12 protein-coding genes and 1 tRNA gene are annotated in these 15,186 nt (G+C 69.6%); 10 read left to right on the top strand and 3 right to left on the bottom strand.

From position 1 onward, the window contains the following. Positions 1 to 19: 19 nt before the first annotated feature. The gene (locus tag AC1U89_RS08865; protein ID WP_479899407.1) at positions 20 to 1,306 is read right to left on the bottom strand and encodes a dicarboxylate/amino acid:cation symporter; all 1,287 of its coding nucleotides are present in this window, start codon (positions 1,304 to 1,306) and stop codon (positions 20 to 22) included. 125 nt (positions 1,307 to 1,431) lie between these two features. Between AC1U89_RS08865 and AC1U89_RS08860 the strand changes: the two genes are divergently transcribed. The 10 genes from AC1U89_RS08860 (at position 1,432) to AC1U89_RS08815 (ending at position 11,097) form a co-directional block, all read left to right on the top strand. Further along, positions 1,432 to 1,508: transfer RNA gene (locus AC1U89_RS08860), tRNA-Arg, on the top strand. Positions 1,509 to 1,832: 324 nt separating this feature from the next. Next, positions 1,833 to 2,153 carry an STAS domain-containing protein gene (locus AC1U89_RS08855; RefSeq protein ID WP_479899352.1) on the top strand — a complete coding sequence of 107 codons (321 nt, stop codon included), beginning with the start codon at positions 1,833 to 1,835 and terminating at the stop codon, positions 2,151 to 2,153. Then, on the top strand, positions 2,150 to 2,515 hold the full coding sequence (locus tag AC1U89_RS08850) for a response regulator (protein ID WP_029908153.1): 366 nt from the start codon (positions 2,150 to 2,152) through the stop codon (positions 2,513 to 2,515). The genes AC1U89_RS08855 and AC1U89_RS08850 overlap by 4 nt, the downstream gene beginning before the upstream one ends. Continuing rightward, positions 2,512 to 4,488, top strand: a complete 1,977-nt coding sequence (locus AC1U89_RS08845) for a chemotaxis protein CheA (RefSeq protein WP_479899351.1) — start codon at positions 2,512 to 2,514, stop codon at positions 4,486 to 4,488. Before AC1U89_RS08850 ends, AC1U89_RS08845 begins: the two co-directional genes overlap by 4 nt. Before the next feature lie 14 nt (positions 4,489 to 4,502). Further along, entirely contained in the window at positions 4,503 to 5,003 is a 501-nt protein-coding gene (locus AC1U89_RS08840) for a chemotaxis protein CheW (protein WP_479899350.1), read from the top strand. 14 nt (positions 5,004 to 5,017) lie between these two features. Then, positions 5,018 to 6,832, top strand: coding sequence for a methyl-accepting chemotaxis protein (locus AC1U89_RS08835; RefSeq protein WP_479899349.1), 1,815 nt, complete (start codon positions 5,018 to 5,020; stop codon positions 6,830 to 6,832). Between the two features lie 47 nt (positions 6,833 to 6,879). Continuing rightward, complete coding sequence (locus AC1U89_RS08830; protein ID WP_479899348.1) at positions 6,880 to 8,574, top strand: methyl-accepting chemotaxis protein; 1,695 nt, start codon at positions 6,880 to 6,882, stop codon at positions 8,572 to 8,574. Then, the gene (locus AC1U89_RS08825) at positions 8,574 to 9,056 is read left to right on the top strand and encodes a chemotaxis protein CheW (RefSeq protein ID WP_479899347.1); all 483 of its coding nucleotides are present in this window, start codon (positions 8,574 to 8,576) and stop codon (positions 9,054 to 9,056) included. The genes AC1U89_RS08830 and AC1U89_RS08825 overlap by 1 nt, the downstream gene beginning before the upstream one ends. A gap of 78 nt (positions 9,057 to 9,134) precedes the next feature. Further along, positions 9,135 to 9,989: a CheR family methyltransferase gene (locus AC1U89_RS08820; protein ID WP_479899346.1), complete on the top strand. Its 855-nt coding sequence runs from the start codon at positions 9,135 to 9,137 to the stop codon at positions 9,987 to 9,989. A gap of 4 nt (positions 9,990 to 9,993) precedes the next feature. Further along, on the top strand, positions 9,994 to 11,097 hold the full coding sequence (locus tag AC1U89_RS08815; protein WP_479899345.1) for a protein-glutamate methylesterase/protein-glutamine glutaminase: 1,104 nt from the start codon (positions 9,994 to 9,996) through the stop codon (positions 11,095 to 11,097). A gap of 34 nt (positions 11,098 to 11,131) precedes the next feature. On the opposite strand, the gene AC1U89_RS08810 is transcribed toward AC1U89_RS08815, so the two are convergent. Together AC1U89_RS08810 and AC1U89_RS08805 are read right to left on the bottom strand one after the other, a co-directional pair. Next, positions 11,132 to 12,907: a hypothetical protein gene (locus tag AC1U89_RS08810; protein ID WP_479899344.1), complete on the bottom strand. Its 1,776-nt coding sequence runs from the start codon at positions 12,905 to 12,907 to the stop codon at positions 11,132 to 11,134. A gap of 95 nt (positions 12,908 to 13,002) precedes the next feature. Next, positions 13,003 to 14,928, bottom strand: coding sequence for an ATP-binding protein (locus tag AC1U89_RS08805; RefSeq protein WP_479899343.1), 1,926 nt, complete (start codon positions 14,926 to 14,928; stop codon positions 13,003 to 13,005). Positions 14,929 to 15,186: the final 258 nt, after the last annotated feature.

Below are 15,186 nucleotides of genomic sequence, written 5' to 3'. Positions count from 1 at the left end.
CGTCGGGAGGGCCGTCCGTTCAGCCGGCGGGCAGTTCCTCAACGACTTCAAGGCGCGAGGCGTTGGGGCCTTGGGACAGCTCCCGCGACAATCGGTCGCGATCCAGCGCGCCCTCCCAACGAGCCACCACAAGCGTGGCCACGCCGTTGCCGACGAAGTTGGTCAGGGCCCGGCACTCGCTCATGAACCGGTCCACCCCGACCAGCACCGCCAGGGCGGCGATGGGGATGTCGGGCACCACCGCCAGGGTGGCGGCCAGGGTGATGAAGCCCGCGCCCGTCACCCCGCTGGCCCCCTTGGAGGTCAGCATGGCCACGCCCAGCAGGCTGGCCATCTGCAGGAAGCTCAGGTGGGTGTTGGTGGCCTGGGCCAGGAACAGGGTGGCCAGGGTCATGTAGATGTTGGTGCCGTCGAGATTGAAGCTGTAGCCCGTGGGCACCACCAGCCCGACGACGGACTTCTTCGCGCCCAACCGCTCCAGTTTCTCGATCAGCTGGGGCAGGGCGCTTTCCGACGAGCTGGTGCCCAGCACGATCAGCAGCTCCTCGCGGATGTAGTTCAGGAACTTCAGGATCGAGAAGCCGCAGGCCCAGGCGATGGCGCCCAGCACCACCAGCACGAAGATCAGGGCGGTGACGTAGAAGGTGGCCACCAGGGCGCCCAGCTGAATCAGGCTGTGCACGCCGTACTTGCCGATGGTGAAGCCCATGGCCCCGAACGCGCCCAGCGGGGCCAGCTTGACCACCACGTGGATGATCCCGAAGAACAGCCGGGCCAAGTCGCTCATGCCGACGGCCATCCGGTCGCCGAACTCGCCCATGCGGGTGCAGGCGAAGCCCGTCAGGACGGCGATCACCAGCACCTGCAGCAGGTTGCCCTCGGCGAAGGCGCCGAAGAAGGTCTCGGGGATCAGGTGCAGCAGGTAGGGGACCAGCCCCTCGCCGTGATGGGCCTTCTCCAGGTAGCCGGCGGMGATCTTGGGATCGAGGTGGGCCGGGTCGATGTTGAAGCCGTGGCCCRGCTGCAGGATGTGACCGACCAGCAGGCCCACGAACAGGGCCAGGGTCGAGACCACCTCGAAATAGACCAGGGCCTTCACGCCCACCCGGCCGAACGCCTTGATGTCGCCCATGTGGGCGATGCCGCCCGCGACGGTCAGGAAGATCACCGGAGCGATCACCAGCTTGACCAGCTTGATGAACGCGTCGCCCAGCGGCTTCAGCTGCACCCCGACGTCCGGCCACAGGGCCCCGACCAGCACGCCCAGGGCGATGCCGATCAGCACCTGGACATAGAGCGTCTTCAGCGGCCGCAGCAGACCCATGGCGTATCCCCCTTTTTGAACGACGCCGTGGCGACCCGTGAAGCTTTTCCGCCCCGGGGTTCGCACGCCCGGAAACTTGCGCTATGCACCCTGACCCGCGCAAGCGCGGCCCGGTAGCTCAGCAGGATAGAGCAGCGCTTTCCTAAAGCGAAGGTCAGGGGTTCGAGTCCCTTCCGGGCCGCCAGGGGGCTGTCGGCGTCCAGCGACAATAATTCCCAGACTGTCTGTACCTCGCCGCCGGCTTCGGTCCCTGGCTCGACGGCGAAGCCCTGGTCGCGACCTCGCGCGGTCAATGCGCGGCGCCCGCAAGCTCCGATATTTCCTGGGGTTTCGGCGCTGGGACGCGTTAGGCGCGAGGTCGTGTCGACGCCTCGCGCGAGCAGGGACAAATTGTCGCTCCCCCGCAGGTTGTCCTGTTTACCTTAATTTAATCGCGCCCTCACAAGCTTCCACATAGATAAATATCTCGGATAACGGCGGTATTTATTTATTCCGGGGGCTGAATTTATTGTCGGGCGACGAACACAACCTGGTGTCATTTGCCGGTGACCTGACGGTCGCCAGTATTTCGCAAGCTCACGCGGAGCTTGCAGCCGTCTTTGGACAGGACGGCCCCGTTGTCGTGGACATCGAGGGCGTCAGCGAAATCGACCTCACCTTCGTCCAGTTGCTCGAATCCGCGCGCCGCAAGGCCGCCGAGACTGGACGTGACCTTACGCTGCGTCAGCCCGCCGGCGGCGCAGTACTGGAAGTGCTGCGACGCGGCGGCTTCCTCGACGATCAAACCTCCGAGCGCACGCGGTTCTGGCTGCAAGGGAACGCCCAATGACTTCGATCCTCACCGTGGACGACTCCGCCAGCATCCGTCAGGCGATCAAGATCGCCTTGAGCGGCGAAGGCTACGCCGTCACCGAGGCGGTGAACGGCCAGGACGGCCTGGACAAGGGCTCGGCCGGCGGCTTCGACCTGATCGTCACCGACCTGAACATGCCGGTCATGGACGGCCTGCAGATGATCCGCGAACTGCGCCAGCGCCCGGCCGGCGCCGGCGTGCCGATCCTGTTCCTGACCACCGAATCCGACGCCGAGATCAAGGCGCAGGCCAAGGCCGCCGGCGCGACCGGCTGGCTGACCAAGCCCTTCGACCCCGAACAGCTGGTCCGGGTCGTCAAGAAGGTCCTGGCCAAGTGAGCGGCCTCGATCCCATCGAGACCTTCCGCCAGGAAGCCCAGGACCTGCTGGAGGAGATCGAGCAGGGCCTGCTCGACCTGGCGCATCGTCCCGGGGATCGAGACCTGGTCGACGCCGTCTTCCGCGGCCTCCACACCCTGAAGGGGTCGGGGGCCATGTTCGGTTTCGACGCCCTGGCCGCCTTCACCCACCACTGCGAAACCGCCTTCGACCGCGTCCGCAAGGGCGAGGTCGCCGCCACGCCCGAGCTGGTCGGCGCGGTCCTGGCCGCCCAGGACCACATGCGCGCCCTGGCCGAGGGCCGTCCCGCCTCGGCCGAGGCCGGCGAGGCCCTGCTGGCCGACCTGCGCCGCGTGGTCGAGGCCGCGGGCGCCCCCGCCGCCGCCGCGCCCGCGCCGTCGGAGCCCGGCCTGAACCGCTGGCGCGTCCGTTTCAGCCTGCCCGCCGACGCCCTGGTCAACGGCACCCGCCCCCTGCCGCTGCTGGACGAGCTGCGCGAGCTGGGCGAGTGCGCGGTGGTCGCCGTCACCGACGCCGTCCCCGACTTCGACGCCCTGGTCCCCACCGAGTGCCACCTGGCCTGGGACGTGACCCTGGTCACCAAGCACGGCCGCGACGCCATCGAGGACGTCTTCATCTTCGTCATCGACGACATGACCCTGGACATCCAGGACCTGAACGCCGCGGCGCAGGCCGAGGCCGTCGTCGAGACCGTCGAGATCGCCGCCGCCGCCCAGGACGCCGCGACCCCGGTCGAGGCCGCCGCCAACGAGGGCCGCAAGGCCGGCGGCGACACCGTGCGCGTCCCGGCCGAGCGCCTGGACGAGATGATGGACCGCGTGGGCGAGCTGGTCATCGCCCAGTCCCGCCTCAAGCAGCTGGCCGCCTCCAGCAGCGACATCGCCCTGCGCGCCGTCGCCGAGGAGATCGAGCGCCTGGCCTCGGAGATGCGCGACACCATGATGGTGGTCCGCATGGTGCCGATCGCCCAACTGTTCGGCCGCTTCCGCCGCCTGATCCACGACCTGGCCCGCGACACGGGCAAGACCATAGAGCTGTCGACCGAGGGCGAGACCACCGAGCTGGACAAGACGGTGATCGAGCGCCTGGCCGACCCGCTGATCCACCTGATCCGCAACTCGGCCGACCACGGGCTGGAGACGCCCGAGCAGCGCCTGGCCGCCGGCAAGCCCGAGACCGGCCACATCGTGCTGGCCGCCCGCCAGTCCGGCGCCGAGGTGGTGATCACCATCACCGACGACGGCCGCGGCGTCGACCGCGCCCGCGTCCGCGCCAAGGCCGAGGAGAATGGCCTGATCCAGCCCGGCCAGGTGCTGAGCGACAACGAACTGCTGCAGCTGATCTTCGCCCCCGGCTTCTCGACCGCGGCGGCGATCACCAACCTGTCGGGCCGCGGCGTCGGCATGGACGTGGTCAAGCGAACCATTGAAGGGTTGCGCGGCTCGATCGAGATCACCAGCGCCCCCGGCGCCGGCTCGGTCGTCTCGCTGCGCATCCCGCTGACCCTGGCGATCATCGACGGCCTGCTGGTGCGGGTCGGCACGGGCCGCTACGTGATCCCGCTGGCCTCGGTCGAGGAATGCGTGGAGCTGTCGGTCGAGCAGGACGTCCGCTCGACGGGCCGCAGCCTGATCACCCTGCGCGACCAGCTGGTGCCGTTCATCCGCTTGCGCCAGATGTTCGCCACGGGCCTGGAGCCCGATCCCCACCAGAAGATCGTGGTGGTCTCCACCGGCCAGGCCGGGGGGCAGGACCGCGTGGGCCTGGTCGTCGACCAGATCCTGGGCGACCACCAGACCGTCATCAAGGCGCTGTCGCCGTTCCATGCCGATGTCGGCGCCTTCTCGGGCGCGACGATCCTCGGCGACGGCGGCGTGGCCCTGATCCTCGACATCGCCCACCTGGTGGCCGCCGGCCAACGCCAGGACGCGCAACTGCGCGCCGCCAGCTGATGAAGGGCCCGGACATGACCGCCGAAACCCCCACTGAAGCCATCGAGGCCCTGACCTTCGACCTGCGCGGCGAGACCTTCGCCCTCGAGGCGGGGCTGGTGCGCGAGGTGCTGGACCTGCTGCCCGAGACCGGCGTGCCCGGCGCGCCGCCGTTCGTCGGCGCCGTGATCAATTTCCGCGGCCGGGTGATCCCCCTGGTCGACCTGCGCGTCGCCTTCGACATGGAGACCGCGGAACCCACCATCGATAGCCGCATCGTGGTCATCGAATACGACCTGGACGGCGAGGCCACCCTGATCGGCCTGCGCGCGGACAAGGTCCATGAAGTTACCGCCATCGACCGGTCCGTCACCGAGGAAGCCCCTCGGGTCGGGCTGAAGTGGCGGTCGGACTTCATCCGCCTGCTGGCGCGGCGGGACGGCGACGTGATCGTCATCCCCGACCTCGACCAGATCTTCGCCGCGCGCGGTCAGTCGACCGCCAACGTCACCCCCATCAACGCGCTCCAAGCCTGAGCGGGAAACCCACCATGCGCTTCACGATCAAACTCAAGCTCGGCCTGGCCTTCGGTCTGCTCATCGTCCTGATGACGGCCTCGACCCTGTTGGGCATCAACAGCCTCAACAAGATCAACTCGGCCCAGACCGCGATGATCGTGGGCCCGATGGCGCAGCTGCAACGCGCCCAGGCGGCCAACATCTCGCTGCTGCAGATCACCCGCGCCCAGAAGAACATGGCGCTGGCGACCGACAACGAGGAGCTGACCGGCCAGAACACCAAGGCCGACAAGGCCCGCAAGCAGACCCAGTCGCTGATTGCCGAGGGCATCGCCAAGGCCACGAGCGACGAGGCCAAGGTCAAGTGGAACGCGCTGCAGCAGGACTGGGAAGCCTATGCCGCGGTCGACCTGAAGATGCGCGACGCCATCATGTCCGGCCGCCGCGCCGAGGGCGTGGGCATGATGTCGACCGTCCAGCGTCCGCTGACCAACGCCGTCACCCAGCGCGTCGACGACCTGGTCGCCTACAACACCACGGCGCTGAAGGCGGCCGACGAAGAGGGCAACCAGACCTTCGCCGGCGCCCGCAACTTCCTGATCGGCGTGGTGATCGGTTCGCTGATCCTGGCCGGCGCCGCCGCCTTCTGGATCTCGATGACCATCAGCAAGGGCCTGTCCAAGATCTCGGACCTGGCCAACGCCGTCGCCCTGGGCGACCTGGACCAGACCGTCAACGTCACGACCAACGACGAGATCAAGGACCTGGTCGACACGGTCAACCGCATGACCGAGAACCTGCGCGCCACCGCGGCCATCGCCGACAAGGTGGCCGACGGCGACCTGACGGTCGAGACCAAGCCGTTGTCGGACCGCGACACCCTGGGCATCGCCCTCCAGCGCATGGTCGAGCGCCTGCGCGGCGTGGTCGGCGACGCGATCTCGGCCTCGGAAAACGTCTCGGCCGGTTCGCAGGAACTGTCGGCCGCTTCGGAACAGGTGTCGCAAGGCGCCACCGAGCAGGCCTCGTCCGCTGAAGAGGCCTCGGCCTCGATGGAGGAGATGGCCTCCAACATCAAGCAGAACGCCGACAACGCCGCCCAGACCGAGAAGATCGCCCGCCAGTCGGCCAAGGACGCCGAGGTGTCGGGTGAAGCGGTCAACCGCGCCGTCGAGGCCATGCGCACCATCGCCGAGAAGATCGCCATCGTGCAGGAGATCGCCCGCCAGACCGACCTGCTGGCCCTGAACGCCGCCGTGGAAGCCGCCCGGGCCGGCGAGCACGGCCGCGGCTTCGCCGTGGTCGCCTCGGAAGTCCGCAAGCTGGCCGAGCGGTCGCAGACCGCCGCCACCGAGATCGGCGCGGTCTCCAGCGACACGGTCAAGGCCGCCCAGTCGGCCGGCGAGATGCTGACCGCCCTGGTGCCCAACATCCGCAAGACCGCCGAGCTGGTCTCCGAGATCAGCGCCGCCTGCCGCGAACAGGACATCGGCTCCTCGCAGATCAACGAGGCCATCCAGCAGCTGGACAAGGTGACCCAGCAGAACGCCTCGGCGTCGGAACAGATGTCGGCCACCTCCGAGGAACTGGCCGCCCAGGCCGAGGAGCTGCAGGCCTCGATCGCCTACTTCCGCCTGTCGAACGGCGGCTCGGCGTCGCGCAAGCCGACGGCCCCGGTGGTGCGCCTGCCGGCCAAGGCGGCCAAGCCGGTCGCCGCGGCCAAGGCTCCGGCCCGCAAGACCGCGCCGCGCGCCGTCGCCGTCCAGCAGGCCCGGGCCCAGGGCTTCGCCCTGGACCTGAGCCAGGGCGGCCCGGACGCCGACGACCGCGAATTCACCGAATACTGAGGACCGCCGACCGGCGATCCACCTGATCACGTCGAGGGGACAAGATCATGCGCTTCACGATCAAACTGCAGCTGGGCCTGGCCTTCGGGGTGATCATCGCCTTGCTGTTGGCGGCGACCCTGTTCGGCATCAACAGCCTGTCGTCGACCAACCGCGACATGAACGCGCTAGTCGACGGCCCGGCCACGCGCCTGCGCGCCGCCCAGCAGTTGAACATCCACATGCTCAACGTGGTGCGGGCCGAGAAGAACATGGTCCTGGTCGACACCCCCGAGGAGGTGAAGACGCTGGAGGCCTCGATCGCCAAGGAAAAGCAGGGCTTCACCGCCCTGCTGGCCAAGGCCGAAGGCCTGGCCACCGCCGAGGGCAAGCCCAAGTGGCAGGCCCTGGGCGACGCCTGGGAGCGCATGATCGCCGCGCATGAGCAGGTCTACGCCCTGGCCATCGCCAACAAGGACGCCGAGGCCGCCGCGGTCTCGATGGGCGAGGGTCGCAAGGCGGTGCTCGAAGCCTCGGCCCAGGTGCAGGAACTGGTCGAGCTGTCGCAGGCCCAGATGGACACGGCCACCAACAACGCCGACGCCGACTTCGCCCAGGTCCGCACCAGCCTGATCGTCCTGGCGGCGATCTCGCTGCTGATCGCGACCGGCGCGGCGATCTACATCTCGATGGCGGTCAGCAAGGGCCTGAACCGGGCTTCGGACGCGGTGCGTTCGGTGGCCGAGGGCGACCTGACCAAGACCGTCGAGATCACCACCAAGGACGAGATCGCCGACCTGCTGGGCCATGTGAACGTGATGATCGAGCGCCTGCGCGGCGTGGTCGGCGACGCGATCTCGGCCTCGGAAAACGTCTCGGCCGGTTCGCAGGAACTGTCGGCCGCCTCGGAGCAGGTGTCGCAAGGCGCCACCGAGCAGGCCTCGTCCGCTGAAGAGGCCTCGGCCTCGATGGAGGAGATGGCCTCCAACATCAAGCAGAACGCCGACAACGCCGCCCAGACCGAGAAGATCGCCCGCCAGTCGGCCAAGGACGCGGAACTCAGCGGCGAGGCGGTCAACCGCGCCGTCGAGGCGATGCGCACCATCGCCGAGAAGATCACCATCGTGCAGGAGATCGCCCGTCAGACCGACCTGCTGGCCCTGAACGCCGCCGTCGAGGCCGCCCGGGCCGGCGAGCACGGCCGCGGCTTCGCCGTGGTCGCCTCGGAGGTCCGCAAGCTGGCCGAGCGCAGCCAGACCGCCGCCACCGAGATCGGCGCGGTCTCCAGCGACACCGTCAAGGCCGCCCAGTCGGCCGGCGAGATGCTGACCAGCCTGGTGCCCAACATCCGCAAGACCGCCGAGCTGGTGGCCGAGATCAGCGCCGCCTGCCGCGAGCAGGACATCGGCGCGGCCCAGATCAACGAAGCCATCCAGCAGCTGGACAAGGTGACCCAGCAGAACGCCAGCGCCTCGGAAGAGATGTCGGCGACCTCCGAGGAGCTGGCCGCCCAGGCCGAGGAGCTGCAGACCTCGATCGCCTACTTCCGCACCAACACCAACACCAACGGCGCCGCCCCGCGTCGCCCGGCGGCCCGCCCGGCCGCCAAGCGTCCGGCCGCCCCCGCGGCGCGCAAGCCGGCCGCCGCGAGCCCGTCTCGCCAGACGGTCGCCGCCCAGCAGGCCCGGGCCGGCGGCTTCGCCCTGGACCTGACCAACGGCGGCCCGGACGCCGACGACGCCGACTTCCGCGAGTACGCCTGATGGCCGTCGATCGTCAGTTCGTCACCCTGGGCCTGGGCGCCGAGGTCTTCGCGGTCTCGGTGGCCCATGTCCGCGAGATCCTCGACTACCAGGCGCCGTTCGCGATCCCGGAAGGGCCCGACTACCTGAAGGGCCTGACCGACGTGCGCGGTCGCGGCACGCCGACCATCGACCTGCGCCTGAAGCTGGGCCTGCCGGCCGTCGAGCCGACCGGCGCCACGCGCATCCTGGTGCTGGACGTGCCGCTTGAGGACCGCCTGCTGTCGCTGGGCCTGATCGCCGACCGGGTGATCGAGGTCGTCTCGTTCTCGGAGGACCAGATCGAGGGCGCGCCCGACATCGGCGTGCCGTGGCGCTCGGAATACATCCAGGGCGTCGTGCGCCGGGACACCGGCGGCGGCAAGAGCGGCTTCGTCGTGATCTTCGACCTGGGCCGCCTGCTCACCAGCCAGGACGCCGCCGCCCTCAGCCAGGCCGCCTAAGCCCAGAACGCGCCCGGCGGCCCCGAGGGCCGCTMGCATGACCTAGTGGCGCGACAGACGCCGCCAACGGAGACGCCCTTGTCGAGACAAGCCGCCCTGGCCGCCCCTGAAGCCGAACAGCTCAGCGCCCGGAATTTCAACCGCCTGGCGACGTTCATCCACGACTACAGCGGMATCAAGATGCCGTCCAACAAGCGCACCATGCTGGAAGGCCGCCTGCGCCGCCGGATGCGGGCGACGCGGATCAACGACGTCAACGCCTACTGCCGCTACCTGTTCGAGGAGAACGGGATGGAGGCCGAGGTCATCCACCTGATCGACGCGGTGACCACCAACAAGACCGAGTTCTTCCGCGAACCGGCCCATTTCGACTTCCTGGTGTCGAAGGGGCTGCCGGCCCTGGCCGGGAAGGGCAAGCGCGAGATCAAGGTCTGGAGCGCGGCCTGCTCGACGGGCGCCGAGCCCTACACCATCGCCATGATCCTGGACGAGTTCTGCGAGAAGCAGCGCGGGCTCGACTATTCGATCCTGTGCACCGACATCTGCACCGAGGTTCTGGGCCAGGCGGTCGCCGGCCGCTTCTCGGAAGCGATGATCGAGCCCGTCTCGATGGCCCGCCGCCAGCGCTACGTGATGCGCTCGCGCGACGCCTCGCGCAACGAGGTGCGGATCACGCCGCACCTGCGGTCCAAGCTGGCCTTCGGCCGCCTGAACCTGATGGACGACGCCTATCCGATCGAGACCGGCCTCGACATCATCTTCTGCCGCAACATCCTGATCTATTTCGACAAGGTCACCCAGGCCAAAGTGTTGACCCGCCTGTGCAACCATTTGGCGCCTGGCGGGTATCTGTTCCTGGGCCACTCGGAGTCGATCGTCGGCATCGACCTGCCCGTCGTCCAGATCGCCAACACGGTCTTCCAGAAGCGATAATACGATGTCCGTGGTCCGCAAGATCCGTGTCCTGATCATCGACGACTCGGCCACGGTGCGTCAGACCCTGGCGTCGATCCTCGAGGCCGATCCGCAGATCGAGGTGCTGGGCGTGGCCTCCGACCCGTTCGTGGCCGCCCGCCGGATCGCCGAGGAGATCCCCGACGTCATCACCCTGGACGTCGAGATGCCGCGCATGGACGGCATCACCTTCCTGCGCAAGCTGATGGCCCAGAAGCCGATCCCGGTTGTGATGTGCTCGTCCCTGACCGAAGCGGGGTCGGAGACCCTGCTGCAGGCGCTGGAGGCGGGAGCCGTCGACATCATCCTGAAGCCGAAGATGGGCGTGGCCGACGCCCTGCTGGAATCCAAGATCCGCATCTGCGACGCGGTGAAGGCCGCCGCCGGCGCCAAGCTGGCGGGGTCCAAGCGGCCGGTCCCGCAGTTCACCCGCCCGCACCACCACGAGCCGGAGAAGAAGCTGACGGCCGACGCCATGCTGCCGCCGCCGGTGGCCACCAGAGCGATGGCCCGCACCACCGAGAGCGTGGTCTGCATCGGCGCCTCGACCGGCGGCACCGAGGCGCTGCGCGTGCTGCTGGAGGCCTTGCCGCCGGACTCGCCGGGCATGGTCATCGTCCAGCACATGCCCGAGAAGTTCACCGCCTCGTTCGCCAAGCGGCTGGACAGCCTGTGCGCGGTCGAGGTCAAGGAGGCCGAGGACGGCGACACCGTGCGGCGCGGCCGGGTACTGATCGCCCCGGGCAACAAGCACACCCTGCTGGAGCGCAGCGGCGCCCGGTACTACGTCTCGGTCAAGGACGGCCCGTTGGTCTCGCGGCACCGACCGTCCGTGGACGTCCTGTTCCGCTCGGCCACGCGGTCGGCGGGCTCGAACGCGGTGGGCGTGATCATGACCGGCATGGGCGACGACGGGGCGCGCGGCATGTCCGAGATGAAGCAGGCCGGCGCCTACACCCTGGCCCAGGACGAGGCCACCTCGGTGGTGTTCGGCATGCCCAAGGAAGCCATCGCCCTGGGCTGCGTGGACCGCGTGGTCCCGCTGCAGGCCCTGGCGGGCGAAGTGCTGCGGGCGGCGAGCCGGTAGAAGTCACCCTCTCCCAAAGGGAGAGGGGGCAAGGTCAGAACAGGACGTCGTCCTCGTCGTCGGCCGGAGCCGCGACCGCGATCTCGGTCGCCGCTTCCGCGGCGGCCAGCCCCTCGGTCATGGCCCGGTGGACCTCGCGTTCCTGGGCCATGGTGTACGACTTGGCCAGCTTGGCCAGCAGCGGGTGCAGGGCCGGGGCGATGTCGTCGGTGAAGATCTCGTCGTCGCCGGCCATGCTCAGCAGCTGGTTGGCGGCGGTGTCCAGCACCGAGCCGATCTGCTTGTGCAGGTCGCTGCGCTGGGCGGCGCGGCGCAGCAGGTCGACGACATCGGCGCCCTGGCGGGCCACGGCGTCCAGGGCGGTGTCGACCCCGTCGCCGGCCTTGCCGATCCGGGCCACGGCGCCGCTCAGCACCGAGGCGGCGGCCGCGGCCTGGCCGTCCTCCGCGCGCCCGGTCTCGCGGCGGCCCAGGGCCTCGGCGGCGTCGAACAGGCCTTCCAGCGAGCTGGTGGTCTGGGCGGCCGACTTCTCCAGGTGGATGGCGTGGGCGCGCAGCTCGACKGCGATGACGCCCAGCGGCTTGCCGGTCTCGCCGATGCGGGCGCATTTCAGCGTGGTGTTCAGCGCCATCATCTGGACGTCGGCGCGGATGTCCTGGATGCCGGCGATGCGCGCGGTCAGCTCGCGGGCCGAGACGGCGGCCGAGCGGCTGACCTTTTCGGCCGCCTGTTCGCCGGCGGTCATGTCGCCGACCAGCCCCAGGGCCTGGCCGACATTGCCTTCCAGGTTGCGCAGGAAGTTGGTTTCGGAACCGTCGCCCTGGCCCGAGGCCAGGTCGCGCAGGCGCAGCAGCTCCACTGCGTCGGCGGCCATGCCGACCACGCTCTGGTTGATGCGGGCGACCTCGCGCTCGAAGTCCTCGGCCATGGCGCTGAGCTGGGCGCCCAGCAGGCGATGCACGAAGGCGTGGGCGCGGGCGCGCGGCTCGGCGTCCAGGGCCGAGATCTCGTCCATCTCGTCGAGATACTTGAGGCCGGCCTGGACGTGCTCGATCCGCTGACGGGTGATGTCGCCGATCTGCAGGGCGGCTAGGCCGCCGCCGACCTTCTTCTGGACGTCGCGGGCCAGGGTGGCGACGCTGACGGCGACGCTGGCGATGCGGGCGTGGTGGTCGGCGATGGCGGCGGCGCTGGCCGTCAGGGCGTCGGGCACCGCCGGCAGCAGCTCGGCGCAGTGGCGGGCCAGGTCCTGCTCGTGGGCCAGGGCGCCGCGCAGGGTGTTGTCCAGGCCCATCAGGTCGGTGTTCAGCGCGTCCAGCTGGGCGCCGCCCATCTCGATGCAGTCGTAGATCTCCTGGGCGAAGATCGCGAATTCCGGACCGGCGGCGGCGATGCCGCCCGAGGTGATCTTGATGTTGATCGCGAAGACCCGGAGGTAGGCCAGGTGCTGGCGCATCTCGGCGATGCGGCCGGCCAGGCCGTCGCTGAACTTGACCAGCTCGCCGACCCGGTCGCGGCGGGCGCTGAGATTGTCGGGCAGCGACTTCAGGGTCTGGGCCGCCTGGGCCAGTTCGCCGGTGGTCGTCGTCACCGTCTCGGCGTCGAGATTGGCGCGGATGGCGTCCAGGCCGGCGATCAGCGAGCCGACGCCCTCGACCGCCCGCGACAATACGTCGCCAGCCTCGAGGAAGCGGGTTTCCACCACCTGGCGGGCGGACTCGAGCCGCGCGCCGATCTGCGCCCCGCCCGGGGCGTGGGAGGGGGCCTGGAAAGGCGTTGCGAAAGCCGCGGAGGAAGAGGCCAAGCCCATGAAATCGCCGGTTTATTTACGCTGTCCGGAGTATGCGCCGGGATTAGCGAAGGGCGGGTAAAGATCGGGCGCTTTTTCCGGCCCGGCGGCGCGGATCAGGCGGTTTCCGCGACCGCTTCCGGCGCGGCCTGGACCGCCTCGAAGGCCTGGCCGATGGCGGCGAACAGCATGGCGCTGGTGATCGGCTTTTCCAGGTGCAGGTCGGCGCCCGCCGCGCGGCTGGCGGCCATGTGTTCGGGTCGGGCGTTGGCGGTCAGCATGATGATCGGCGTGCGGGCCGCGCCGGTCGCCGCCTCGCGCGCCCGGATCGCCCGGACCGCGTCCAGCCCGTCCATGACCGGCATCTGCATGTCCATCAGGATCAGATCCGGCGTCACGGTGGCGCAGACCTCGACGGCCTCGGCGCCGTTCTCGGCGGTGTAGATCTCGGCCACCTCGGCCAGGATCAGCTCGACGATCTTGCGGTTGGTCGGATGGTCGTCGGCCACCAGGATGCGCGGCATGTCCAGCGGTTCGAGGTCGGCGTCGGCGGTCGCCTCGACGGCCGGCTCATGATGGGCGGTCAGCGGCAGGGTGAACCAGAAGGTCGAGCCCTGGCCCGGCGCGCTGTCGCACTCCAGGGCGCCGCCCATCAGCTCGACCAGCTCGCGCGAGATCGCCAGGCCCAGGCCGGCGCCGCCGAACCGGCGGGTGAACGAGGTGTCGGCCTGCTGGAAGCGGTCGAAGATGCGCGCCTTCTGGGCGGCGTCGAAGCCGATCCCGGTATCGGACACCGAGAATCGGGCCCGGCCGTCGGCGTCCATTCCGGCGACCAGGGTGACCCGGCCGGCGTCGGTGAACTTCACGGCGTTGCTGAGCAGGTTGGTCAGCACCTGGCGCAGGCGGTTGCTGTCGCCGACCACGGTCAGGTCGGCCTCGGCGGCGACCTCGACCGCCAGGACCACGCCCTTCTCCTCGGCGCGCAGGGCGCAGAGCGCGCCGACCGAACGCGCCAGGTCGCCCAGGTGGAACGGGCCGTCTTCGACGATCACCTGGCCCGCCTCGATGCGCACCAGGTCCAGGATGTCGGACAGCAGGCGCTCCAGCCCGCGCCCGGACTTCAGGATGATGTCGACCAGTTCGCGGGCCCGCGGGTCCAGCGCGCCCTTGGCCAGCAGGTCGGCGCCGGCGACGATGCCGTTCAACGGGGTGCGGATCTCGTGGCTCATGTTTGCCAGGAAGGCGGTCTTGGCCTGGCTGGCCTGCTCGGCCTGGTCCAGGGCGGCGCGCAGCGAGGCGGCGGCCGACCGGCGGGCGGTGACGTCCTCGGCCAGGGTGATCAGGTGGCGCGCCCCGACGTCGTCGTAGGTGGCCAGGGTCTTGGTGGTGAAGTAGCGCGGCGCGCCGTCGGCGGTCTCGCCGTGGACCTCCTCGGAGAGCTGCATCTCGCCGGTCGCCAGGACCTTGGCCTCGATCTCGGCGGCGTGGGCGGCGATCGCGGGGACCAGGACCTCGGACCCCCGCTTGCCCACCGCCTCGTCGGCGACCACGCCCAAGGCGTCCTCGGCGGCGCGGTTGATCAGCACGTAACGGCCGTCCTCGACGTTCTTCACCGTCAGGGGCGAGGGCAGAAGCTGGATGACCGTGCGCAGGAAGCCCTGGGTCTCGACGGTCTGGGTGACGTCGCGGGCCGTGGCCAGCAGGCGGATCACCTGGCCGTCCGGACCGAGGATCGGCGAGATGGTGGTGTCGCAATAGGTCCGGGCGTGCTGGGCCTCGCCCAGGAAGGCGCGGAAGCGGGCGACCTGGCCGGTCGCCGCGACGTTGAACGACCGGTCCAGCGAGAAGCGGCTCTCCTCGGGCCAGATCGTCCGCCAGGAGGCCGAAGAGGGGCCGGGATCGGCGGGGAACATCGTCTGGGCGCGGCGATTGGCGTGCTCGATCGAGCCGTCCAGGCGCAGGATCCAGGCGCAGTCCTGGCTGGCGTCCAGCACGTCGAGCGCGCCGTAGCCGCTCTGGTCGCTGGAGGTCTGGCCGTGCACGCGCGCGAGTTCCTTCGGATGACGTCCGGTCGCGATTTCACCGAGGGCGGCCAGGGCGATCATAAGGCCATGCTTGGTTGAAAAGACTCTTAAGCGGCGGAAATCGGCGGTGGGACGGGCCCGGTCCGGCGCGGGGAGGAGAACCTGCGGCCTATAATATTGACTTACTCGTTAGTCAGTATTGACTCCGGCGAAGCTGCGGTGCGATGGTCCCGTCGTTCGTCGAACAGCGTCACCAAGGGCGCGGCGGCGACAGGG

Source organism: Caulobacter sp. 05T431 (assembly GCF_056665975.1).
This window is presented reverse-complemented; position numbering and strand designations above follow the sequence as displayed.

Excerpts from the sequence above, each read along its gene's own strand:
- AC1U89_RS08850 (WP_029908153.1), top strand. The coding sequence starts at position 2,150 with ATGACTTCGATCCTCACCGTGGACGACTCCGCCAGCATCCGTCAGGCG.
- AC1U89_RS08840 (WP_479899350.1), top strand. The coding sequence starts at position 4,503 with ATGACCGCCGAAACCCCCACTGAAGCCATCGAGGCCCTGACCTTCGAC.
- AC1U89_RS08835 (WP_479899349.1), top strand. The coding sequence starts at position 5,018 with ATGCGCTTCACGATCAAACTCAAGCTCGGCCTGGCCTTCGGTCTGCTC.
- AC1U89_RS08830 (WP_479899348.1), top strand. The coding sequence starts at position 6,880 with ATGCGCTTCACGATCAAACTGCAGCTGGGCCTGGCCTTCGGGGTGATC.
- AC1U89_RS08825 (WP_479899347.1), top strand. The coding sequence starts at position 8,574 with ATGGCCGTCGATCGTCAGTTCGTCACCCTGGGCCTGGGCGCCGAGGTC.
- AC1U89_RS08815 (WP_479899345.1), top strand. The coding sequence starts at position 9,994 with ATGTCCGTGGTCCGCAAGATCCGTGTCCTGATCATCGACGACTCGGCC.